This is a genomic window from Rhizobium sp. Leaf341, assembly GCF_001424325.1.
In the GTDB taxonomy this organism is placed as follows: Bacteria; Pseudomonadota; Alphaproteobacteria; order Rhizobiales; family Rhizobiaceae; genus Ferranicluibacter.
Genome location: NZ_LMPE01000003.1, coordinates 212,294 through 233,258, shown reverse-complemented (window position 1 = coordinate 233,258; position 20,965 = coordinate 212,294). Strand labels below are relative to the sequence as shown.

Here is a 20,965-nt window from a genome sequence, read left to right as displayed (position 1 = left end):
GGCAGGGCGCCCGCCGGGCGCGATCGTCCTTCGTCGATCAGAGCACGTAGACCGGTTCGAAGCGGCCCTTGACCGCCACGTCGAGCAGGAAGGTCTTGCCGGCATCCGCATCCGCCGAGCGGGCTGCCGCATCCAGTCCCTGCCACGCCGAGGTGAAGAGCAGGCGATCGGCGCTGCGGCCGACAAAGGCCGGGCAGCTCGGCTGCGTCACCGGCACGGTGTGCCGCGCCACCCGCTTGCCGTCGGGCGAATAGACGTCGATGGCGGAGGCACCCCAGCGGGCGACCCAGATCAGGCCTTCGGCATCGCACACCGCGCCGTCGAACCCGCCTTCGGCCTCGGGCTCCTCGACCATCAGCATGGGTTCGCCGGTGGGCAGGCCCGTCGCCGGATCGAGCGCCACCCGCATGAAACGGTTGAGGCCCGTGTCCGAGTAATAGCCGGTGCGGCCGTCCGGCGAGAAGCAGATCCCGTTCGGGATCGTGATGTCGCCGACGATGCGCGTCACCTTGCCCTTGGCAACGTGATAGATCGCGCCGGCCTTCTGCTCGGCGCTCCGGCCCATCGTGCTGATCCAGAGCGCGCCCGAGGCGTGAACCCGGCCGTCATTGGTGCGGTTGCCGGGCTTGTCCTCGAGGTCGCCATACTTCTCGAAGGCACCCGTCTCGGCGTCGCGCAGGAAGAGGCCCTGATCGCTGGCGATCAGCTGGCGCTCGCCGTCCACCAGCGCCATGACGCTGGCGAGAAAATTCAGCGGCTGGACGCTCTTGGCCTGGCTGTCGAGGTGAAGCCCATGAAGCTCGCGCCCGACGATGTTGAACCACCAGACGGTGCCGGTGGAGGGGTCGAAGACCGGGCCTTCGCCGAGTTCCGACGGGTTGTCGCTGACGATCTTTGCAGGGGCGGTCATGCGGATGCTCCATAGCCCGTTGTTTCATAGCCCGTTGTTTCATGGCCCGTTGTTTCATAGCCCGTTGTTTCATAGACGGCGTCATAGGCCTTGGTGGTGATGCGGGCCCGGGCCCCGATCTCGGCCGCGCTCATGCCGACCTTGTAGATGCTGGAGCCCAGCCCGAAGCTCTTGATGCCGATCTTGGCGTATTCCTCGAAATTCTTTTCCGACACGCCGCCGACGGCCGCGATCTCCAGATCGGTCGGCAGCACGGCCCGGATGGCCGAAATGCCGGACGCGCCGAGCACGCTGGCCGGGAAGAACTTCAGTCCCGTCGCACCGGCACCGGCCGCCGCCAGCGCTTCCGTCGGCGTGAAGACGCCGGGCATGGTCACCATGCCCTTGGACGCCGCATGCGCAATCACGTCCACATCGACGTTCGGGCTGACGAACAGCCGCCCGCCGGCCTGTTCCAGACGCTCGACCTGATCTTTCGTCAGCACGGTGCCCGCCCCGATGAGGCAATGGGCAGGCGCCGTCTTCACGGCGATTTCGATCGAGCGGAACGGATCCGGTGAGTTCAGCGGAATTTCGATCGCCGTGAACTCGGCCTCGACGAGTGCCGCGATCGCCGCTTCCGTTTCTTCAGGCTTCAGCCCGCGCAGGATGGCGATCAGCGGATATTTCATGGTGGGAAAAGGAACGCGTGTCATGGTGTCGTCTTTCTGGAGGCGCTGGCGCAAATGGCCGGCGAGAGGGGCCGGGGACGGCGTGAGGCGTGTGACATGAAGGCGCTTACGCGGGCCAGAGCGCACGTGCCGCCGCCGCCAGTCCGCCACGAACGGCCTCGTCGGCGTCGATGCGCGCGCTCGTCAGGCCGGCAGCCGCCAATGCCTGCGCGTAGAGCCCGGCCAGGGGACCGGACGCGACAAGGCTGATCGGCGCCTTGGCATCGTCCGTCAATGTGGTCGCCCCGGCGATTTCGAGGCCGATCATCAGGCCCGAGAGGCGGGTTTTGGCGTCGGTCGCACCATGTCCGTGCAGCAACTGGCCGGAGCGGACGGTGAACAGGAGGTTCGTCGCCATGCCCGGATGGGCCATGGCCTCGGCGACGGCCGCCACGAAGGCCGGATGCGCGCCGTCGAAAGCCTGCGCGTCGGCGACGGCATGGCTGAGGATCGAATGCCGCGACACGACGTCGAACAGTTCGCCGCTCATGAAGGTCGAAAACCGCTCGACCTTGCCGTCGGCCACCCGCACCCACTTGCTGTGCGTACCCGGCATGCAGACGAGCCGCGTTCCAGAGAGAGCGCCGACGCTGCCGAGCAGTTGTGTCTCCTCGCCGCGCATCACGTCGGGCATCGCGGCATCGCGCTGGGCAAGGCCCGGCAGGATGCGGATGTCGCGCGCCGCATCGGGAACCGCAACGGCATGGCGAACGATCTCCGACAGGGCGGCCGGCGTGTCGAGATAGCCTGCCTCGACCCAGCCTTGCCGCGCCCCGGCCATGCCGCAGATCACGACCGGCAAGGTGGCGTCGGCGCCCATGGCGTCCAGATGCGCTTCCAGAACCGTGGAGAAGCCCGTTTGTGCCGCCGTCGTCATGCCCTCGGCGCTGCGACGTTCCGACAGGATCTCGCCGGTATCGCCGATCAGCCAGATCCGGAAACTCGAGGTTCCCCAATCCACGGCCGCGTAGCGGGCCCCTGCCGCGGAGCGGGCCACGCCCGCATCGCTTGTCGTCGTCGTCACAAGACACCTCCGTCGATGATCATTGCCTGGGCCGTCATTCGCGCCGAACAGTCGGACGCCAGGAACAGGCAGGGGCCGACGAGGTCGTCGGCAAAAAGCGTTTGGGGAATGCACTGTCGCCGGCGCATCGCCTCGATGGTCTCGTCCGTCAGCCACAGCGCCTTCTGCCGCTCGGTCACCACCATGCCCGGCAGCAGCGCGTTGACCCGCACGCCCGAGGGACCGAGCGCGCCGGCGAGCGACTTGGTCAGGCCGATGATTCCGGCCTTGGCGGTCGCATAGGCCGGAACCTCGCCCATGTTGAGAAGATAGGCAATCGAGGAAAAGTTGACGATCGCTCCGCCGTCGCCGGCCGCGAGATAGGGGGCGGCCGCCTGGCTCATGAAGAAGAACGGCTTGAGGTTGATGGCGAGATTGCCGTCCCAGTCGGCCTCGGTGACCGTGCCGAAATCTTGGCGGTCGTCGCGGGCCGCATTGTTGACCAGCACCTTCAGCCCACCGAGCGCCTCCGCCGCGCGACCGACCAGCGCCGGAAGGGCGGCGACGTCCCGAAGGTCCGCCGCGATGAAGAGCGGTGCATGCGGGCCGATCCCGGCGAGCCGCCGCGAAACGTCCGCGCCCATATATGCGTCATTGTCGATATATGCGACCCTCGCGCCCTGTCGCGTGAAGGCTTCGACAAGGGCCGCACCGATACCCGAGGCGCCACCGGTGATGAGAATGCCGCGATCGACCAGATCCGAGAAGGTTGCAGAAGGCCCGGGCATGCTGACGACGCCCTCCCTCCAGGCAGTCATTCCAAATAGCTGTTCCAATATTCGGAACAAGCGTTTACTATGTGGAATATCGGTCACATCGCGCTGGGGTGTCAAGGCGGAAAGCGGCAACGCACCCAGGCATCGATACCCGGTGCAGGGTCTGGCCCGTGCCGGAGAGACGGGAGTGCGAATGGCAGTGCGCGGCGACATCCAGGCGCTCGGCGACATCGACGCGCTTGGCGAAAACCAGCCGCTGGGCGATGGTGCGGCGGCGGATTGCAACGCCGGGCGCGTCGCCGGGGCCGTGTGCGACACGGGAACCCTTGGCAAGGCTCTCGCCGTGCTCGAGGTGGTCGCGACGGCCGACGCGCCGCTCCGTTTTACCGACATTCATGCGCTCTTGCGCCAGCCCCGCGGCACGCTGCATCGCCACCTCTCGCATCTGGTCGAGGAGGGCCTGCTCGTCCAGCGTGCCGATCTCGCCTATGAGCCGGGCCTGCGCCTGCTGGCATTCGCCCATCGTGCCTGGTCGCGCAGCGATCTCAGGCGCATTGCCCGGCCGCATCTCGATCGGCTTCACGCCGAAACCGGTGAAACGGTCCATCTCGGCGTGCTGCGCAAGACGGAAATCGTCTATCTGGACAAGGTGGAGAGCCGCCAGACCGTGCGGATGGAGAGCCAGATCGGGCGCGTCTCGCCGGCCTATTGTACGGGGCTGGGCAAGGCCGCCCTGTCGGCATTGTCGCCGGCGCGGCTCGACGCCAGTCTTGCCGGCATTGCCTTTCACCCCTTTACGGTGAACACCCATCGGTCTCGCTGCTCGCTGGTTGCGGATCTGGACGAAATCCGCAAGAAGGGCTACGCGATCGACGCGGAAGAACATGAGGTCGAGATCCGCTGCGTCGCGGCGCCCGTTGCCACGGGCGACGGCGCGGGCGGCGGGGTCGTCGGTGGCATCTCTGTCACAGGACCGGCCTATCGTGTCACCATCGGGCAGTTGGAGGCCTGGTCTGGGCTTGTCCGGGAGGTTGCGGCGGCCGTGGCCCACGACGCGGCGATCGGTCTGGCCCCTGTCGCGGCAGGCAAGGACTGAGGGAATTTTTAGAGGACAAACATCATGTTTAAATCAGACCAATTAGAAAGTGATGGTAGACGTCACACAGACTTCATATAATGTGGAAGACCGCCGGGAGTGTAAAAACAGGCACCGGTATCGTTTCAGATGATGGAACTCGGGGGTCGGCCACGGAGTTGGCTGCGGGCGCCATCAAGGGGATTCGGAGGAAGTTTCATGGGTAGGAGGTCAGTCGCGCCCCAAATCGTCGTCTCCGGCATGAGCTGGACCATCGGCGATCTGAATGATGAGAACGACGTTCGCAGCGTGTTCGACAGCATTTGCGCGCATTACGGCTTTCAGGGTTTCGCGGTGGTGTCGCTGCCGTCCCGTTCGGTCCCGTCGCTGCGCAAGGTCCTTCTGATGACCAACTGGTCGATGGAGATCGTCAAGCAGTATGACGATATGGCGCTGCTGAAGACCAGCCCGGTTTTCGAGCAGCTGCGGATCAGCACCGTTCCCTTCACCATCGACAACACCTCGCCGCTGGCCTTCGCCCGGATGGCGGCCCGGGCCGGCGCCAAGGGCCTCTTCGCGCGCTCGGGTTTCGGGCGCATGGTGTTCATCCCGGTCCATGATGCCGACGGTCGCCGCAGCGCCGTGGCCTTCGGGGGCGACCGGCCGGAACTCAGCCGGCAGGAGCTGAACGCCGTCACCTTCGTGGCCGGGCATGCCTTCAATCGCCTCAGCGAGATCTGGTCGGCCTCGCGGCGCGCCCCCGGCTCCCTGTCGCGGCGCGAAATCGAATGCCTGCGCCTCGCGGCGGGCGGAAAGACCACCGTGGAGATGGCGCGCCTGCTGAGCCTGTCCGAATACACGGTCAATCACTATCTCGATCGGGCCACCCGCAAGCTGGACAGCGTCAACCGTGTTCAGACCATCGCCAAGGCTCTCCGGGCCGGGTTGATCGCGTGAAGGCAGCGGACGTGCGGGGTGATGGAATGACGTGCGCGGCGGAAAAGCCCACGATGCGCGCGCGCGTCATGCGTGGATCGGGGGCAGGGATGTCTGATGTCTGACGCGGCGGGGATCATCACCAGCCCGATCGTATCCTTCGGTTCGGCGCCGAGCGATGCGGCAAGCGACATTGCCGAGATCGCCCGGTTGAGCAGCCGCGAGGACATCATTGCCTTCATGGCGCGCATCACGCGCGACCGCGGCTTCCCCTATTTCAGCCTCTTCACCCTGCCGACGGCCGATCAGACGCGATATTCGCAGATCGTCGTCCTCTCCAACGTCCCCGAAGACATCATGCAGCTTTACGAGGAGGGCGCCTCTCCGCGGGACGATGCCGCCTTCATCCTTCTGCGGACCACGACGACACCCTTCCGCATGGTCGTGCAGGAAAACGCCTCGGACCCGAACAAGGTGCTGACGGAAGATCACGCGCCGCTTGCCCGGGATCTCGGCATCCGCGGCGCCTTCTTCTTTCCGGTGCACGATGCCGCGGGCGGGCGGGCCGTGTTCGTCCTGCTCAGCCCCAGCGCCGATCTTGCCGTCGAGGATATGACAGATCTGCACATGATCTGCCTCTGCGTCTACAATCGTCTCGTCAATTCCGGCGGGATGGACGGACACCAGAAGAAGGTCGACCTGTCCGAGCGCGAGATCCAGTGTCTGAACTGGACGGCGGCCGGCAAGACCAGTTCCGAGATTGCCGAGATCCTCGGCCTCTCCGAACACACGGTCAATCACTACCTCAACCATGTCGCCAAGAAGCTCGACGCGGTGAACCGGATCCAGGCGGTGGTCAAGGCCATGCGCCTCGGTCTGATCAGCTGACGGCGCCGGCGTCTGAATAAGATGCAGGCGCATGAAGATTTGCTCTCAAAACGAGCAAATGTAAGGTCATGCCGACGCCCACCTCCCAAAATCCCGTTCGTTTCAGACTGGCACGCTTCCTGCGTTGTTTCTGTCAGGTCCAGAGGGGACCCTACAAAAAGAACTGCGCCCCAGAAGGTCGCGAATAAGGCCGTCTTTTGCTGACGTGATCCCGGATGAACGGACACGGACGCCAAAGGCGGCCTTTGTCATGTCGTTCGGCCCATCTTGCTGTGCGGGGATTTTTTGCCGTCCCTGCATTTAGCCCCTGTCTTTGGTTCTTGTCTTTTGCCATTGGTCATTGGCGAAGCGGCCCGGCTCGATTATCTAACCGCAAGGAGATGCGCGTCTCGCGTCTCGTCGCGCAAGGAAAATGAGAATGGCCGCTGATCATGCCGGGATAAGCAAGGAGATTGTCCTCGAAGCCCTGAGAGCCGTGCGCGGCCCGGAGCTTGAAGGCAATATCGTCGATCTCGGCCTCGTCTCCGACGTCTTTATCTCGGATGGTAAGGTCTATTTCTCCATCACGGTGCCGGCAGAGCGCGCCCGCGAGCTCGACCCGTTGCGCGCTGCGGCCGAACGCGTCGTCAAGGACATCCCCGGCGTCAAGGGTGCCATGGTCGCGCTCACCGCCGACCGCAAGGCCGGGACGGCAAGCCCGCGTCCGGCCGCTGCCCCGGGCCCGCGTCCAGCCGCAGGGCCCGCGCATTCCCATGCCCATGCCCATTCGCATTCCCATCCGCAGGGCGGCGCGCCGTCTCCCGCCGCGCCGCGGGGCCCCGTCAAAGCCGGCATTCCCGGCGTCGGCGCCATCATCGCGGTCGCATCGGGCAAGGGCGGCGTCGGCAAGTCCACCACGTCGGCCAATCTGGCCCTGGCCCTGCACGCCAACGGTCTGCGGGTCGGCATTCTCGACGCCGATATCTACGGCCCCTCCATGCCGCGTCTTTTGAAGATCTCCGGCCGGCCGGAGCAGATCGGCGGCAAGATGATCAAGCCGATGGAGAATTACGGCCTCAAGGTCATGTCGATGGGCTTTCTTGTCGACGAGGAGGTCGCGATGATCTGGCGCGGCCCGATGATCCAGTCGGCTTTGCTGCAGATGCTGCGGGAAGTCGCCTGGGGCGAGCTCGACGTCCTCGTGGTCGACATGCCGCCCGGCACCGGCGATGCCCAGCTGACGATGGCGCAGCAGGTGCCGCTGGCGGGCGCCGTCATCGTCTCCACGCCGCAAGATCTCGCCCTGATCGATGCGCGGAAGGGACTGGCCATGTTCCGCAAGGTCGAGGTGCCGGTGCTCGGGATCGTCGAGAACATGAGCTATTTCATCGCACCGGATACCGGCGCCCGCTACGACATCTTCGGCCATGGCGGCGCCCGCTCGGAAGCGGAGCGGATCGGCGTTCCCTTCCTCGGCGAAGTGCCGCTGACCATTGCCATCCGGGAGACGTCCGATGCCGGGACGCCGCTGGTGGCGCTGGAGCCGGACGGGCCCGTCGCCGCCGTCTACCGCGAGATCGCCACCCGGGTCTGGGACCAGGTCTCGGCGGCCAAGGCCGACACGTCGCGCGAGATGCCGTCGATCGTATTCGAATAGGGCGGCGCCGGACGGCCCGGGGTATCCTCCGGGTATCTGCCGGGCATCGAAGGCACGCGTTCCATCACCGCTTGAAATCGCTGGTCGAGAGCGCCGGTCGAGATCGCTGATTGCGGTGCGCAATCGACATCGCCGATTGACATGGCTGTCCCCGCCGCCGTTAAGTCCTGTGGCGAAAGGGTGGCGCGGGACCGGATGGCGGTTGATTTTCGAAGGACCATGCGTCATATGCCTCTCCGCACGCCGGTCGGTCGCGACCCCCGAGCGGACGGACCGCCTTCGGGACGCGCCTGCTGGCCGCAACGCCGGGGGTCTCGTGCCTGTCGTTTCCGTTTCGCCGGTGGTCTCAGGTCCGGTTTGCCGTCCACGTCTCGAAAAGTCCGTTCGTCAGGGTCCAACGTCCAGCACTGCCTTTCGCCGTTCACGCCCAGAGATATTTCCGCACGCCCGCGTGACCCTCGCCGTCACAGCCGCGGTACGAGGTTTACGCCATGATCACTGTCTATGACGCCCGCGGCGAGGCGATGATCATCGATGCTGCGTCGGCACCGACGAGCATTCCCGACGATATCGTCTGGATCGACATGCTGTGTCCGGACCGCGCGGAGGATCACATGATCGAGCGCTATCTCGAGATCGAGATTCCCACCCGTGAAGACCTGAAAGATATCGAACCCTCCAGCCGCATGTACACGACCAGCGATGCCGTGTTCATGACGGCGTCGCTCGTCTGTCGTGCCGACAGCGGTCATCCCGACATCACCGACGTCGCCTTCGTGCTCGCGCGCGGCAAGCTCATCACCGTGCGCTACGACAAGCCCAAGGCGTTCGATCTCTTTCGCAGCGGGCTGCCGCGGATCGTCGGCGGCTGCCCCAATGGCGCCCTGATGCTCGCCCGGCTGTTCGAGACGATCTCCGATCGCACCGCCGAAATCCTGGAACAGGCCGTCGCCAGCCTCGACAAGCTGTCGCAGCAGGTCTTCGGAGACCGCACCCAGAACAAGCGCCGGCCGCCGCATTATCTCGAGGCGCGCCTGCTCGACGTCGCCGCGCATCACCGCCTCGTGGCAAAGACCCGCGACAGCCTTGCCTCTCTGGCGCGCGTGCTCACCTTCCTCTATACGGTGCCGGCCCTGCAGGAGACGCGCGAAGCCAAGGAACTCTGCCGGACCGTGACCCGCGACGTGCAATCGCTGTCGGAGCACGCCTCCTTCATCTTCGGCAACATCACCTTTCTTCTCGATGCCTCGCTCGGCCTCATCAGCGTCGAGCAGAACGCGATCATCAAGATCTTCTCCATCGCGTCGGTGGTCTTCCTGCCGCCGACGCTCGTTGCCTCGCTCTACGGCATGAACTTCGATGTCATGCCCGAACTTCACTGGACCTATGGCTATCCGATGGCGCTTCTCGCCATGGTGGTCTCGGCCATCGTCCCGTTCTATATCTTCCGCTGGAAAGGCTGGCTCTGAAGAGCCGGATCATCTCGCATGGCGCACAAGGATATCAAGGCTCCCGAGAGCTTGGGAACGGCGGCGGATGCCAGCCTGGCCCATGAGCAGGCGCAACAGCAGGCCCAACAGCATGCCCAGCAGCAGGCGCATGGCGAGGCCCACGGGGCCCACGGAGCGGCGCAGGGCCACGCCGATCACGATGCGCATGGCGGAAAGCACGGCTATATCGGGCTCGCCATCGGTTCGATCGGCGTCGTCTACGGCGATATCGGCACGAGCCCGCTCTATGCCTTCCGCGAGGCGCTGCGTCCGGTGGCGGCGGATGGCGTGACGCGCGGGGAGATCATCGGCCTCGTATCGCTGATGCTCTGGACGCTGACCATCATCGTCACGCTGAAATATGTCATCTTCCTCCTGCGCGCCGACAACAACGGCGAGGGCGGGACGCTCTCGCTGCTGGCGCTGTTGATGAAGTTCACGCGCGGACATTCGGCCTATCTCTTCTTCATGGGCATTGCGGGGGCCGCCCTGTTCATGGGCGATGCGATCATCGCGCCGGCACTGTCCGTGCTCTCGGCCGTCGAGGGGCTGAAGCTCGTCGCGCCCTCCTTCAGCGACTATGTCGTGCCGATCTCGGTCGTCATCCTCCTCGCGCTGTTTGCGGTCCAGTCGCGCGGCACGGAGGCGGTCTCCAAGTTCTTCGGGCCGATCATGCTCGTCTGGTTCGTCGTGCTGGCCGTCATCGGCTTCAGCCATATCCACGATGATTACGGCATCCTCGCCGCGTTCAATCCCTATCACGCGGTGCGCTTTCTCATTCACGCGGGCTTCGTCGGCATCGTCGTGCTCGGCGCCGTGTTCCTCACGGTGACCGGCGCCGAGGCGCTCTACGCCGATCTCGGCCATTTCGGCCGCCGACCCATTCAGGGCGCCTGGATCTGCCTCGTCTTTCCGGCTCTGGCGCTGAACTATCTGGGGCAGGGCGCCATGGTGCTGAAGCACCCGGAGGCGATGTCGGATCCCTTCTACCTGATGTTCCCGGAATGGGCGCTGCTGCCCATCGTGATCCTCGCCACCGCGGCCACCATCATCGCCGCCCAGGCGGTCATCACGGGTGCCTTCTCGCTGACCCGGCAGGCCATCAATCTCGGCTTCCTGCCGCGCATGGCCATCCTCCACACGTCGGAAACGAATACCGGGCAGATCTACGTGCCCAACGTCAACATCATCCTGATGTTCGGCGTCATGGCGCTCGTCTTCATCTTCGGCTCGTCCGAATCGCTCGCCACGGCCTACGGAATTTCGGTTACCGGCGCCATGGTGGTGGATACGTTGCTCGCGTTCCAGTTCGTGCGCATGCGCTGGCGCTGGCCGCTGGCGCTCGCCATCATCCTGCTGACGCCGCTGCTGCTGCTCGAATCGATCTTCCTGGGGGCCAACCTCCTCAAGATCCACGACGGCGGCTACGTGCCCGTCATGATCGCCGCCAGCTTCGTGCTCGTCATGTGGACCTGGCGCCGCGGCACCAAGATCCTGCAGGACAAGACGCGCCACACCAATATTCCTCTCGCCGCCTTCATCAAGTCCATCGAGCGCAAGAGCGAGCATGCGCCCGTGGAGGTTCCGGGCACCGCGATCTTCCTGACCAGCGATCCGGATTCCGCACCGGCCGCCCTGTTGCACAACATCAAGCACAATCACGTCCTGCATGCGCAGAACTTCATCCTGACCATCCGCACGACGAACACCCCGGTGGTCTCCAAGCAGCACCGCGTCAGCGCGACGAAGCTGTCGGACCGGTTCAGCCTGCTCGAAATGCGCTTCGGCTTCATGGAAACGCAGAATGTGTCGCAGACGCTCGGCCTGTTCCGCAAGACCGGATTGAAGTTCGACATCATGTCGACCTCCTTCTATCTCGGCCGGCGCAAGCTGGTGCCCGACGCGCAGTCCGGCATGCCCGAATGGCAGGATCGCCTGTTCATCGCCATGGCCAATGCCGCGATCGATCCGTCCGATTATTTCCGCCTGCCCACGAACCGCGTGGTGGAACTGGGGTCGCACGTCATCATCTGACCTGCGGCTTGCTGTCCAGAGGCCAGTGATCGCACGCCGACGCCCTCGGGTCAGGCGCCGTGATCGGGACAGGCGCCGTCATCGGCCTGGGTCGGAGACAGGTTGGGGAAGAGGGAAATGACGATGCCGCTGAGGACGAGTTCCGCAAAGAGGACCGGCGCCGCCTGACCGGCACGTCCATCGACCGTCTTGGCCGTCCGCATGTTCCGAACGGCGAAGGCGAGGATGTGCACGATCCAGAGGGCCGTTGCGGCGATAGCGAGCCACAGCAGGGATCGAAGCGTCAGATCCCGCAGCCGTCCCGTTTCCACAACGGCGCATCCCGCCGTCGCAATCCAGAGGCAGGCGGCGCAGATGGCCGACCGCCGGATGGCTCTCGGCCGGTCTCCGAAGCGGGCGAAAACGCCCGATCGGGTTGGCTGCAAATGAGGTGGCTGCAAACGGGGCGGCTGCGGGGCCGCTGGATGTCGCGTCATCGGACCTGTCCCTCCGCACGCGGTGCTTGGGGCAGCAGACGGACGGCAGGCGTGACGACGCGGAGGCGCGTTGAAAATCGATTGTTCATAACGGCTCTATAAAAATGTTTGCCGCGAAGCGGCCGTTGTTTCGAAAGAACAATGCCGGCTCCCTCTTTACGTCAGGGCACGCGGCGGTTGTTGGATGTCGCAATACCCTAACCTTAGCCGATCATTACAAATTCGGCATCCCCCAAATGAGGCATGTCCGTCACTTTGGCCCCGGGCGCCGCGTTTACCCGCCATTAAGGTTAATGCTTCATTGTCATCCGCAGAGCAGGCCCCTGGCGGCGCTTCGGATGACCAAGCCGGACCTGCAATTTCGATGGATGTTCGCGGAAAACGCGTTCCGGCCGATAGCCTCGGCCGGGCGAGGGCTCTTGCGCGTGTGCCTTACCCGAGTGGGCGTGGAGTTGCCTGTGCGTCAGAATATGCGTCAGAGAGTTCGGTCCCAGGACCAGTTTCCGCTGTCGGCGTCTCCGGAACAGGCGTCGTCGAGGCCGGCACGGCGCTGGTCCGCGCCGCTCCTCATCGCGCTCGGCCTTTTCGTCGCCTTTCCCAGCGTGTCCGCCCATGCCGATCTTGCCACCTTCCTCTCCGGCATTAACCGGGGCGGCGAGCGGTGGCGGATGCATATGACCGCGTCTCCGGCCGGCTCCCTGCACGAAGCCGAGATGGTGTTCAACGATCCGATCACCAAGGCCGCGCTCGGCGACGGCGCCGGCATGACGCTGCCGGACGGCGGCAAGGTCTCGCTCGCCTCCGCCGACAAGCAGTCGGATCCGCGCACCGACGAGGACCGCGTCAACCGCCGGGACAAGAAGGGCCGGATCGTCACCGTCGTCCCGGTTACGCCGCCCAAGGACTTTTCTGCCGGCTCCATCCTCCAGCGCACCAGCGCGCTGACGACGCCGCTGTTCGATACGCAGGACCGCATGGTCTTTGCCCGCCCGAAGATTCGCGGCCAGGAAATCGAGATCGCCACCGCGTTTTACAAGAAAGCGCCGCCGAAGCGCGACGACACGATGTCGCCGATGATCGCGAGCCTCGTCACGAACCAGCATGCCGATATCCTGGCGACCGCCTACGCCCCTGCCGCCCCGGACTATGCCCGCGAATCGCCGTTCGATTCGATCCTGAAGGACGATGCCGCCGGCGGTCGCTTCATCCCGGACATCTCGCCCGAGGATCACGCCTGGGCTGCCAATCCGCTGCCGGCCGACGCCTTCAGCGAGCCGGAGCAGAAGTGCCTGACGGCGGGCATCTACTTTGAATCCCGCGGAGAATCGGTGAAGGGGCAGGCGGCCGTCGCGCAGGTCATCCTCAACCGCGTGCGCAATCCGACCTATCCCGGCACGATCTGCGGCGTCGTTTACCAGAACAAGAACCTCTATAATCGCTGCCAGTTCTCGTTTGCCTGCGACCGCATCCCCGACATCGTCTGGTCGCTGGCGCATTGGCAGACGGCCAAGGAAATCGCGCTCGCCGTGACTGCCGGCAAGATCTGGCTGCCCGAAGTCGGCTCCGCCACGCATTACCACGCGACCTATGTCCGCCCGGACTGGGGTCCGACCATGAAACGCCTCACGCAGATCGGGAAACACATCTTCTACCGCACCTATGGCGGCGGCTGGAGCTGATCGCGCCCGCAGACGAGAATCGCGTGGAAACGCCCGCAGGCGGCCACCGGCCCTGCGGGCGTTTCCGTGACGGCGCTCGCACATGCATCGGCGCAGGCCGGGGGCGCTTTGCCCGCAACAGCTGGGGACAGATTCCGCCGGGCCGCAACTTTCCGATCACAACACGTTGATTTGTCAGTCGAATATTGTCGCTTACCAAGGCATGGCTTCGCCTTGACTATGCGCGACGCCAAAACTATGGTGCGGCCGACTTCAAACGGGCCGAGAGTGGCTTCAATTCGGGCCTTTGTGTGGCCGCTTCCGTGGTTTATCACGGAGACGGAGATGCGGGGGAGGGGCCACATGACGAACGGGAACGAAGGTCTGGAGGAACGGCGCAGGCGCCTTGATGCCGAGCTGTCGGAACGGCGCGGCAACGACAGCCGCGACGCGGCGGACGAGGCGCGGGCGGCGGGCAACCGCAAGGGCTACCAGGTCGCGATCAAGCTTTCGAGCGAATTCGTGGCGGCCGTCATTGTCGGGGCGCTTCTGGGCTATCTTCTGGATACTTTTGCGGGTACAGGGCCCTGGGGGATGATCGTCCTTCTCCTCCTCGGCTTTTGCGCTGGCGTGCTGAACGTCATGCGGTCTGCAGGCATGGTGGCTTCGCCCCATCCGGCCGATCGTGTCGGCGAGCGGCAGGGCGACGACAACAAGGATGGCGGCGCCCGATAAGGCGCGGCAACGGGAAACAACCGCTTCGCGCGGCTGAGAGCGAAAGAGAACGACAGTGGCAGGCGATAAGGTAGATCCGACCCACCAGTTTATGATCAACGAGATCGTCCCGATTCACATCGGCGGCTTGAATCTCTCTTTCACCAACGCCTCCCTGTTCATGGTCGCGACCCTGGTCCTCGCCATCGGCTTCCTCTACCTCACCACGACCTCGCGCTCGGTCGTCCCGGGCCGCATGCAGTCGGTGTCGGAACTCTCCTACGAATTCATCGCCTCGATGCTGCGCGAAGGTGCCGGCAGCCACGGCATGCACTTCTTTCCGATGGTCTTCTCGCTGTTCATGTTCATCCTGACGGCGAACCTTCTCGGCATGGTGCCCTACTTCTTCACCATCACCAGCCAGATCATCGTCACCTTCGCCCTGGCGCTGTTCGTCATCGGCACGGTCCTGGTCTACGGCTTCTACAAGCACGGCTTCGGCTTCCTGAAGGTCTTCGTGCCCTCCGGTGTGCCCGGCATCCTGCTGCCGCTCGTCGTCGCCATCGAAATCATCTCGTTCCTGTCGCGCCCCATCAGCCTCTCGGTCCGTCTCTTCGCCAACATGCTGGCCGGCCACATCACGCTGAAGGTCTTTGCAGGCTTCGTCGCATCGCTCGGCACCATGGGTGCGCTCGGCATCGGCGGCGCCATCCTGCCTCTCATCATGACCGTGGCGCTCACGGGTCTCGAATTCCTCGTCGCCTTCCTTCAGGCCTATGTCTTCGCGGTACTCACCTGCATGTACCTGAACGACGCGGTCCATCCGGGCGGTCACTGAGGAATAAGTCACGCAGGCCGGCAGCCCATCGCCGCGCCTGCCAAGAAAAGCCGCAACAACCCTTCTCAAGGAGATCAACATGGAAGCGGAAGCAGCAAAGTACATCGGCGCGGGTCTGGCATGCCTCGGCATGGCCGGCACGGCTCTCGGCCTCGGCAACATCTTCGGCAGCTACCTCTCGGGCGCACTTCGCAACCCGTCGGCAGCCGACAGCCAGTTCGGCCGCCTCGTATTCGGCTTCGCCGTTACGGAAGCTCTGGGCATCTTCTCGCTGCTCGTAGCCCTGCTCCTCCTGTTCGCCGTCTAAGACGGTCGAGCACGGCGGGTCGCGACATGTTGCGGCCCATTACATCTTGACGGTGCCGCGAACGCTCGCGGCCCGTCATCCTTTTACAGTGCCGCCATTCTCCGTCGATATCGAGGGGGACATGCGCGTGGCCTTTTGAGTTGCCCCTGGAGATGAGCATGTTCGTGACCGCGGCCTATGCCCAGTCAACCACACCTCCCGAGGGCGAGACACCCCACGCCGCGCCTGGCGAGGTGCACACCGAAACCGGTGTCGCATCAGAAGGCGGCCACGGCTCCGGCGTGTTCCCGCCTTTCGACCAATCCACATTCGCATCGCAGCTCGTGTGGCTGGCGATCACGTTCGGCCTGTTCTATCTGCTGATGCAGAAGGTGATCATGCCGCGGATCGCCACTATCCTCGCGACACGCCATGATGCCATCGCCCGCGATCTCGACGCCGCCTCGCGCTCCAAGGCCGAAGCCGATGCCGCCATCGCGTCCTACGAGCAGGAACTGGCCGCCGCCCGCGCCAAGGGCAACGCCATTGCCGCCAGCGCCCGCGAGGCCGCGAAGGTCAAGGCCGCCGCCGACCGCGCGGCCGTCGAAGCCGCCCTCAACGACAAGATCGCTGCTGCCGAAAGCCGCATCGCGGACATCAAGGCGAGCGCGCTTGCCGATGTCGGTGCGATCGCCGAAGAGACCGCCGCTGCCGTCGTCGAGCAGCTGCTCGGGCGCGACGTCCCGCGCAACGAAATCGCATCCGCCGTCAAGGCTGCGGCAGAATAAGGGAGACGACAGATGGATTTGACCTCTCTGGCCACATTCTGGGCCACCGTCGGCCTCGTGCTCTTCCTCGCTCTCATCGTGTACCTGAAGGTACCCGGCAAGATGGGCAAGCAGCTCGACGAACGTGCGGTCCGCATTCGCAACGAACTCGACGAAGCCAAGCGCCTGCGTGAGGAAGCCCAGGCTCTGCTGGTGGAATACCAGAAGAAGCGCAAGGAAGCCGAAGCGGAGGCCGCCAACATCGTTGCCGCCGCAACGCGCGAAGCCGAGGCCCTGACGGCCGATGCCAAGGTGAAGACGGAAGAGTTCGTCACCCGCCGCACCGCTCTGTCCGAGCAGAAGATCCGCCAGGCCGAGACGGACGCCATCAACGCCGTGCGCGCCACGGCCGTCGATATCGCGATCGCCGCCGCCGAGCGCGTCATCGTGGCAAAGGCCGATGCCCCGACACAGCAGGCCCTCTTCGCCAACGCGATCGGCGACGTCAAGGCACGGCTGAACTAAGCGTTTCCGACGCCGGACCGGCGTCGAAGCTCGACGGTCCGAGCCACACGGTTTCAGACATCCCGCGACATGAACGAAAGGCTGGCCATGTGCCGGCCTTTTTTCATTTGCGCCCGGCCGGGCGATGCTGCGGTATCTCCGTCGTTGGACATCTGTACCCTCTCCACACACGCTTGGCGTGGGGACGCGGCCCGCTTGGCCGATCCGCATAGGACGGAAGCGATGCGACGTGTACTCGCGCACCACGGGTGGGCTTTCGCACCGCGGGCAGGAGACGCTCATGCATGTCGCCCGAAAGCGTGCAGCGGTTTCGGGAAACGACATGCATTAAAACAAGACCTTAAAGCGCCTTGCGTGAATCCTTTGTCACGCAAGGCGCTTTAGCGGTCTTCGGACAAGGGGCCACGCGCAGACGCGCCGGCTCTCGGCGGCCGGCGCCCAGCCGCAATGCCCAATTCTCACCCTCACCGTGCGGCGACGATCCCGAGGCCTGTGCCAATCATCAGCCCGCCGGCGGCGCGGTTGACCCGGCGGAGGATCGTCGGCGTGCGCAACAGACGGCGCGCCCGCGTGGCGAGAAGCACGTGGCCGCCGATGACGATCGCTTCGACCGCGAGGATGATCGCACTGAGCTCGAGCAGCGTCGTTGCCGTGAACGTCGTCCCCACCACGTTCGGCAGCAGCGCGAGGTAGAACAGCGGCATCTTCGGGTTTCCGAGGTTGAGCGCGACGCCCGTACAGAAGACGGCGGCAAGGCTGCCGCGTTCGGAGACGGCCTGCATCTGCGGAAGCTCCGGCGGCGCGGTCCAGAGCCGGACACCCATCCAGAAGAGATAGGCGGCCCCGGCGAACCGGAGCACGGTCATGACGGCGCCCATTTCGGTCGCCAGCACCGAAAGCCCGAAGGCGGCGAGGGTCAGGAAAACGAGGATACCCGCAACGGTCCCCGCACCATAGGCCAGGCCGGAGGCGGGACCGTGCGAGAGGGTGCGCAGCACGATCGTCATGTTGTCCGGTCCGGGACTGGCGGCAAAGACGAAGAAGGTTAGGGCGAAGGCAAGAAGCGTGACGGCATCCATGTCGATCTCCTTGGGGTCGGAACTTTTCGCGCGGCGAATGTACCGCGCGATCGAGCCTAATGCATGTCGCCCGAAAATGTGCAGCGGTTTCGGGAAACGACATGCATCAAAATACGACCTTGAAGCGCTTGCGGCCATCCGGCGCTGCAGTGCTCACGGTCCTGTCGAAGGCGAAGGGGCGGGGCGGGACGCGGGGTCGGGAAAGCCCAAGGGGAATGTCGGAGGCGCAGGGCAGGCCCGGGTTGCGGGGTTCCCGGGGACCGGGACGGTTTGCCACGCCGGCGCTTCCGGTCTGACGGCCGCGGCGCGCTGCGAGGGCCCGCTACAGCAGGTCGGCGCTCGAGATTTCCACAGTCACGTCGTCGGGTCGCAGCGGCCGGAAGGTCATGCGGTGCAGCCGGCAGGGGCCATGCAGCGTGATCGCGCTGCGGTGATGCGCGGTGGCATAGCCGGCATGCATAGCAAAGCCGTAACCGGGAAAGACGCCGTCGGCCCGGGTCATCATGCGGTCGCGGGCGACTTTTGCAACGATCGAGGCCGCGGCGATGGAGAGCGAGCGGGCGTCGCCCTTGATGACGGCGCGACCTTCGCAGGCGAGCCCCGGCGGCACGTCGCGCCCATCGACAAGAACCAAGGCCGGTCGCCGGTGAAGCCCGCAGACGGCGCGGCGCATGGCGTCGAGGCTGGCTTTGCGAATGTCCGTCCCGTCGATCCGGCCTGCGCCCGAGGATGCGATCGAGACGGTGGAGGTGGAAAGGATCTCGGCAAACAGGGCCTCGCGTCGCTGCGCGGTCAGTTGCTTGCTGTCGTTGAGCCCTTCGGGAATGCGCTTCGGGTCGAGAATGACGGCCGCCGCGACGACAGGGCCGGCCAGCGGGCCCCGTCCGGCCTCGTCCGTGCCGGCGACCGGCCAGAGACCCTCCCGTCGTGCCGCTTTTTCCATGCGGAAATCCGGGCTCAGGCGGATGTCGATGAGAAGCGGGGAATCGGTCGCGGTGCGGGGTGCCATGGCGGCAGCGTTGCACGAGAGGCCGATTCCCCGCAAGGCCCCCAGGAGATGCGGCGGCGCCTGGGGGCAGGAGGCCGGCAGCGGTGCGGACGCTGCCGGCCTCGGGTGACCGCATGTTACGAGGGACATGCGGCCCCATTCGCGATCCGGAGCATGCCGGACGAGGAGAGGGCCGGCGTCAAAGCAGCGAGAGCTGCACGCCGGTTCCGAGCGGCGGCACGAAGATGTCGCAGTTCAGCGCCCGCCGGTTGGTGTTCAGTTCCAGCCGCTTGGCCGCAAGGTCGAATCGGCGGCCGATCTGCCAGGCATAGGGGCCTGCCCCCTTCATCCGCTTGGTGAAATCCGCGTCGTAATCCTTGCCGTCGCGCATGGAGCGGACGAGCGACATGACATGCCGGTAGCGATCGGGGTAATGCTGCAGCAGCCAATCGCGAAAGAGCGGGCTTACCTCCAGCGGCAGCCGCAGGAGAACATAGCTCGCCTCCGTTGCGCCGGCCGCCTTGGCGCTGTCCAGCACCCGCTCGATCTCGTGATCGTTGAGCGCGGGAATGACGGGCGCCATCAGCACGCTGGTCGGAATGCCGGCCTCCGACAGGCGGCGGATTGCCTCCAGCCGCTTCTCCGGCGTCGAGGCGCGGGGCTCCAGGAGCCGGGCGAGCTTGCGGTCGAGCGTCGTCACCGACAGGCCGACGCGGGCAAGGCCCTTCTCGGCCATCGGGGCGAGAAGGTCGATGTCGCGCAGGACCATGGCGGATTTCGTGACGATCATGACAGGATGATCCGCAGCCTTCAGCACCTCGAGGATCTGGCGCATGATCCGCCACTCCTTCTCGATCGGCTGATAGGGATCGGTGTTCGTGCCGATGGCGATCGGCTTCACCTTGTAGCCGGGCTTGGCCAGCTCGCGCTCCAGGAGCTTGGCCGCATCGGGCTTGGCAAACAGGCGTGCTTCGAAATCGATGCCGGCTGACAGGCCCATATAGGCATGGGTCGGCCGGGCAAAGCAGTAGATGCAGCCATGCTCGCAGCCACGATAGGGATTGACCGAGCGGTCGAAGGGGATATCCGGCGAGTCGTTTCGCGAGATGATCGTACGCGGCTTTTCCACCTGCACTTCGGTCTTGAACGGTGGCAGATCCTCGAGCGAGCTCCAGCCGTCATCCTCCACGCTGCGGGTCACCGGTTCGAACCGGCCGGATGCATTCACGCTTGCACCCCGTCCGCGGCGACGGTCCACGTCGATGCGGAGGCCGCTCTCCACCATCAGTGCGTCGGCCACATCGGCCCGATTGCCGGGCGCAAAAGCGCCCTGCCTTACATGGGACAGATCGTTCATGGGACACTCCGGGGAACATGGGCGATCGAGCGCTTGCCAAATCACCATGTCGTTCTCTCTGCCTCCACTGCTACCGGCAAAATGAGAACAATGCAAGAACAAATCCCGGGCTTACGGAGCCATGCGCCATGCCTTGGCGGTCAGGCGAGCGCGGATTCATGATGAATACAGGGAAACGTGGCTTCCACCCCTGGCCTTCATGGCATTCGCGGTTGCAATGCGGTAGGAACGGCGATGCTCACGATCCTGATGGAAACGCACGATAGCGAGACGCGGCTGGCCCAGTCCCTGGCCGCGCTGGTGTCGGGTGCCGTGGAAGGTCTGATCAGCGATGTCATCATCCTCGATCACGGGTCGCGCGATGCGTCGCAACGCGTTGCCGATGCCGCCGGTGCGCGGTTTTTGACTGAGTGGGCGATGACCGATGTGGTTCGCTCGGCCCGCGGCACCTGGCTGCTGTTGCTCGAGCCCGGTGCCCGCCCGCTCGGCCGCTGGGTGGAGGAGGTCGCCGAACATATGGCGATCGGCCGCGGTCCCGCCCGCTTTTCAGCGTCCCGGCGGCATCGCCGGCCGCTTCTCGCGCGGCTCGCATCGCGCCGCCCGGCGCTCGAGCAGGGCTTTCTCGTCAGCCGCACGCAGGCAGCCGGCATGGTGAGATCCGGCATGACCATCGCCGATTTCGTCACCCGCCGGGGTGTGCACCGCCTGTCGAGCGAGCTCATGCCGGCCTGGGCCGCCAGCCGCTAAGGCCTGTCGCCCGAAAGCGTGCAGCGGTTTCGGGAAACGGCATGCATCACAACAACAACGCAACGCGCTTTA

Annotated in this window: 21 protein-coding genes; 13 read left to right on the top strand and 8 right to left on the bottom strand. The window is 65.2% G+C overall.

From position 1 onward, the window contains the following. Positions 1 to 37: 37 nt before the first annotated feature. From ASG03_RS02735 to ASG03_RS02720, 4 genes are all read right to left on the bottom strand, one after another. Positions 38 to 910, bottom strand: a complete 873-nt coding sequence (locus ASG03_RS02735; protein ID WP_062692018.1) for an SMP-30/gluconolactonase/LRE family protein — start codon at positions 908 to 910, stop codon at positions 38 to 40. Next, positions 907 to 1,605, bottom strand: a complete 699-nt coding sequence (locus ASG03_RS02730) for a 2-dehydro-3-deoxy-6-phosphogalactonate aldolase (protein WP_082475580.1) — start codon at positions 1,603 to 1,605, stop codon at positions 907 to 909. The genes ASG03_RS02735 and ASG03_RS02730 overlap by 4 nt, the downstream gene beginning before the upstream one ends. An 82-nt stretch (positions 1,606 to 1,687) precedes the next feature. Beyond that, positions 1,688 to 2,644 (bottom strand): 2-dehydro-3-deoxygalactonokinase, encoded by a 957-nt coding sequence (locus ASG03_RS02725; protein ID WP_244475137.1) that lies wholly within the window; start codon positions 2,642 to 2,644, stop codon positions 1,688 to 1,690. Further along, entirely contained in the window at positions 2,641 to 3,411 is a 771-nt protein-coding gene (locus tag ASG03_RS02720; RefSeq protein ID WP_062472144.1) for an SDR family NAD(P)-dependent oxidoreductase, read from the bottom strand. Before ASG03_RS02720 ends, ASG03_RS02725 begins: the two co-directional genes overlap by 4 nt. Positions 3,412 to 3,592: 181 nt before the next feature. Here ASG03_RS02720 and ASG03_RS02715 point away from each other — a divergent pair, with 181 nt between their 5' ends. From ASG03_RS02715 to ASG03_RS02690, 6 genes are all read left to right on the top strand, one after another. Continuing rightward, positions 3,593 to 4,495 (top strand): IclR family transcriptional regulator, encoded by a 903-nt coding sequence (locus ASG03_RS02715; RefSeq protein WP_082475503.1) that lies wholly within the window; start codon positions 3,593 to 3,595, stop codon positions 4,493 to 4,495. Positions 4,496 to 4,693: 198 nt separating this feature from the next. Continuing rightward, positions 4,694 to 5,431, top strand: coding sequence for a helix-turn-helix transcriptional regulator (locus ASG03_RS02710; protein WP_062469672.1), 738 nt, complete (start codon positions 4,694 to 4,696; stop codon positions 5,429 to 5,431). Between the two features lie 96 nt (positions 5,432 to 5,527). Beyond that, positions 5,528 to 6,298, top strand: coding sequence for a helix-turn-helix transcriptional regulator (locus tag ASG03_RS02705; RefSeq protein ID WP_062692016.1), 771 nt, complete (start codon positions 5,528 to 5,530; stop codon positions 6,296 to 6,298). 418 nt (positions 6,299 to 6,716) lie between these two features. Further along, positions 6,717 to 7,934: an Mrp/NBP35 family ATP-binding protein gene (locus ASG03_RS02700; protein WP_062692015.1), complete on the top strand. Its 1,218-nt coding sequence runs from the start codon at positions 6,717 to 6,719 to the stop codon at positions 7,932 to 7,934. Positions 7,935 to 8,425: 491 nt separating this feature from the next. Further along, a complete protein-coding gene (locus ASG03_RS02695) occupies positions 8,426 to 9,403 on the top strand; it encodes a magnesium transporter CorA family protein (RefSeq protein WP_062469663.1) in 978 nt (325 codons plus the stop codon). Between the two features lie 18 nt (positions 9,404 to 9,421). Next, positions 9,422 to 11,458 (top strand): potassium transporter Kup, encoded by a 2,037-nt coding sequence (locus ASG03_RS02690; RefSeq protein ID WP_244475136.1) that lies wholly within the window; start codon positions 9,422 to 9,424, stop codon positions 11,456 to 11,458. Positions 11,459 to 11,508: 50 nt separating this feature from the next. Here ASG03_RS02690 and ASG03_RS02685 read toward each other — a convergent pair whose 3' ends face one another. Further along, a complete protein-coding gene (locus ASG03_RS02685; RefSeq protein WP_156381701.1) occupies positions 11,509 to 11,769 on the bottom strand; it encodes a hypothetical protein in 261 nt (86 codons plus the stop codon). A 635-nt stretch (positions 11,770 to 12,404) separates the two neighbouring features. Here ASG03_RS02685 and ASG03_RS02680 point away from each other — a divergent pair. The 6 genes from ASG03_RS02680 to ASG03_RS02655 all read left to right on the top strand — a co-directional run bounded on the left by ASG03_RS02680 (position 12,405) and on the right by ASG03_RS02655 (position 16,722). After that, on the top strand, positions 12,405 to 13,613 hold the full coding sequence (locus ASG03_RS02680; RefSeq protein ID WP_062692011.1) for a cell wall hydrolase: 1,209 nt from the start codon (positions 12,405 to 12,407) through the stop codon (positions 13,611 to 13,613). Between the two features lie 342 nt (positions 13,614 to 13,955). After that, positions 13,956 to 14,327, top strand: a complete 372-nt coding sequence (locus tag ASG03_RS02675) for an AtpZ/AtpI family protein (RefSeq protein WP_062469654.1) — start codon at positions 13,956 to 13,958, stop codon at positions 14,325 to 14,327. A gap of 91 nt (positions 14,328 to 14,418) precedes the next feature. Further along, a complete protein-coding gene (locus ASG03_RS02670) occupies positions 14,419 to 15,144 on the top strand; it encodes a F0F1 ATP synthase subunit A (RefSeq protein ID WP_062469651.1) in 726 nt (241 codons plus the stop codon). A 79-nt stretch (positions 15,145 to 15,223) separates the two neighbouring features. Beyond that, positions 15,224 to 15,451 (top strand): F0F1 ATP synthase subunit C, encoded by a 228-nt coding sequence (locus tag ASG03_RS02665; protein WP_056332699.1) that lies wholly within the window; start codon positions 15,224 to 15,226, stop codon positions 15,449 to 15,451. Between the two features lie 158 nt (positions 15,452 to 15,609). After that, on the top strand, positions 15,610 to 16,218 hold the full coding sequence (locus ASG03_RS02660; protein WP_062692009.1) for a F0F1 ATP synthase subunit B: 609 nt from the start codon (positions 15,610 to 15,612) through the stop codon (positions 16,216 to 16,218). 12 nt (positions 16,219 to 16,230) lie between these two features. Further along, the gene (locus tag ASG03_RS02655; protein WP_062469645.1) at positions 16,231 to 16,722 is read left to right on the top strand and encodes a F0F1 ATP synthase subunit B; all 492 of its coding nucleotides are present in this window, start codon (positions 16,231 to 16,233) and stop codon (positions 16,720 to 16,722) included. Between the two features lie 464 nt (positions 16,723 to 17,186). Here the strand turns inward: ASG03_RS02655 and ASG03_RS02650 are convergent, their stop codons facing one another. The 3 genes from ASG03_RS02650 to ASG03_RS02640 all read right to left on the bottom strand — a co-directional run bounded on the left by ASG03_RS02650 (position 17,187) and on the right by ASG03_RS02640 (position 20,146). Beyond that, positions 17,187 to 17,801 (bottom strand): LysE family translocator, encoded by a 615-nt coding sequence (locus ASG03_RS02650; RefSeq protein ID WP_062692001.1) that lies wholly within the window; start codon positions 17,799 to 17,801, stop codon positions 17,187 to 17,189. A 322-nt stretch (positions 17,802 to 18,123) separates the two neighbouring features. Beyond that, positions 18,124 to 18,810, bottom strand: a complete 687-nt coding sequence (locus ASG03_RS02645) for a ribonuclease HII (RefSeq protein WP_062691998.1) — start codon at positions 18,808 to 18,810, stop codon at positions 18,124 to 18,126. A 178-nt stretch (positions 18,811 to 18,988) separates the two neighbouring features. After that, positions 18,989 to 20,146 carry a PA0069 family radical SAM protein gene (locus ASG03_RS02640; protein ID WP_062691996.1) on the bottom strand — a complete coding sequence of 386 codons (1,158 nt, stop codon included), beginning with the start codon at positions 20,144 to 20,146 and terminating at the stop codon, positions 18,989 to 18,991. A gap of 234 nt (positions 20,147 to 20,380) precedes the next feature. On the opposite strand from ASG03_RS02640, the gene ASG03_RS02635 reads away from it, so the two are divergent. Beyond that, positions 20,381 to 20,893 (top strand): hypothetical protein, encoded by a 513-nt coding sequence (locus tag ASG03_RS02635; protein ID WP_062691995.1) that lies wholly within the window; start codon positions 20,381 to 20,383, stop codon positions 20,891 to 20,893. The last annotated feature ends 72 nt before the right edge of the window (positions 20,894 to 20,965 follow it).

Excerpts from the sequence above, each read along its gene's own strand:
- ASG03_RS02660 (WP_062692009.1), top strand. The coding sequence starts at position 15,610 with ATGTTCGTGACCGCGGCCTATGCCCAGTCAACCACACCTCCCGAGGGC.
- ASG03_RS02730 (WP_082475580.1), bottom strand. The coding sequence starts at position 1,605 with ATGACACGCGTTCCTTTTCCCACCATGAAATATCCGCTGATCGCCATC.
- ASG03_RS02670 (WP_062469651.1), top strand. The coding sequence starts at position 14,419 with ATGATCAACGAGATCGTCCCGATTCACATCGGCGGCTTGAATCTCTCT.
- ASG03_RS02665 (WP_056332699.1), top strand. The coding sequence starts at position 15,224 with ATGGAAGCGGAAGCAGCAAAGTACATCGGCGCGGGTCTGGCATGCCTC.
- ASG03_RS02720 (WP_062472144.1), bottom strand. The coding sequence starts at position 3,411 with ATGCCCGGGCCTTCTGCAACCTTCTCGGATCTGGTCGATCGCGGCATT.
- ASG03_RS02640 (WP_062691996.1), bottom strand. The coding sequence starts at position 20,146 with ATGAACGATCTGTCCCATGTAAGGCAGGGCGCTTTTGCGCCCGGCAAT.
- ASG03_RS02710 (WP_062469672.1), top strand. The coding sequence starts at position 4,694 with ATGGGTAGGAGGTCAGTCGCGCCCCAAATCGTCGTCTCCGGCATGAGC.
- ASG03_RS02650 (WP_062692001.1), bottom strand. The coding sequence starts at position 17,801 with ATGGATGCCGTCACGCTTCTTGCCTTCGCCCTAACCTTCTTCGTCTTT.
- ASG03_RS02700 (WP_062692015.1), top strand. The coding sequence starts at position 6,717 with ATGGCCGCTGATCATGCCGGGATAAGCAAGGAGATTGTCCTCGAAGCC.
- ASG03_RS02655 (WP_062469645.1), top strand. The coding sequence starts at position 16,231 with ATGGATTTGACCTCTCTGGCCACATTCTGGGCCACCGTCGGCCTCGTG.
- ASG03_RS02705 (WP_062692016.1), top strand. The coding sequence starts at position 5,528 with ATGTCTGACGCGGCGGGGATCATCACCAGCCCGATCGTATCCTTCGGT.
- ASG03_RS02635 (WP_062691995.1), top strand. The coding sequence starts at position 20,381 with ATGCTCACGATCCTGATGGAAACGCACGATAGCGAGACGCGGCTGGCC.
- ASG03_RS02680 (WP_062692011.1), top strand. The coding sequence starts at position 12,405 with ATGCGTCAGAGAGTTCGGTCCCAGGACCAGTTTCCGCTGTCGGCGTCT.
- ASG03_RS02715 (WP_082475503.1), top strand. The coding sequence starts at position 3,593 with ATGGCAGTGCGCGGCGACATCCAGGCGCTCGGCGACATCGACGCGCTT.
- ASG03_RS02695 (WP_062469663.1), top strand. The coding sequence starts at position 8,426 with ATGATCACTGTCTATGACGCCCGCGGCGAGGCGATGATCATCGATGCT.
- ASG03_RS02645 (WP_062691998.1), bottom strand. The coding sequence starts at position 18,810 with ATGGCACCCCGCACCGCGACCGATTCCCCGCTTCTCATCGACATCCGC.
- ASG03_RS02675 (WP_062469654.1), top strand. The coding sequence starts at position 13,956 with ATGACGAACGGGAACGAAGGTCTGGAGGAACGGCGCAGGCGCCTTGAT.
- ASG03_RS02735 (WP_062692018.1), bottom strand. The coding sequence starts at position 910 with ATGACCGCCCCTGCAAAGATCGTCAGCGACAACCCGTCGGAACTCGGC.
- ASG03_RS02690 (WP_244475136.1), top strand. The coding sequence starts at position 9,422 with ATGGCGCACAAGGATATCAAGGCTCCCGAGAGCTTGGGAACGGCGGCG.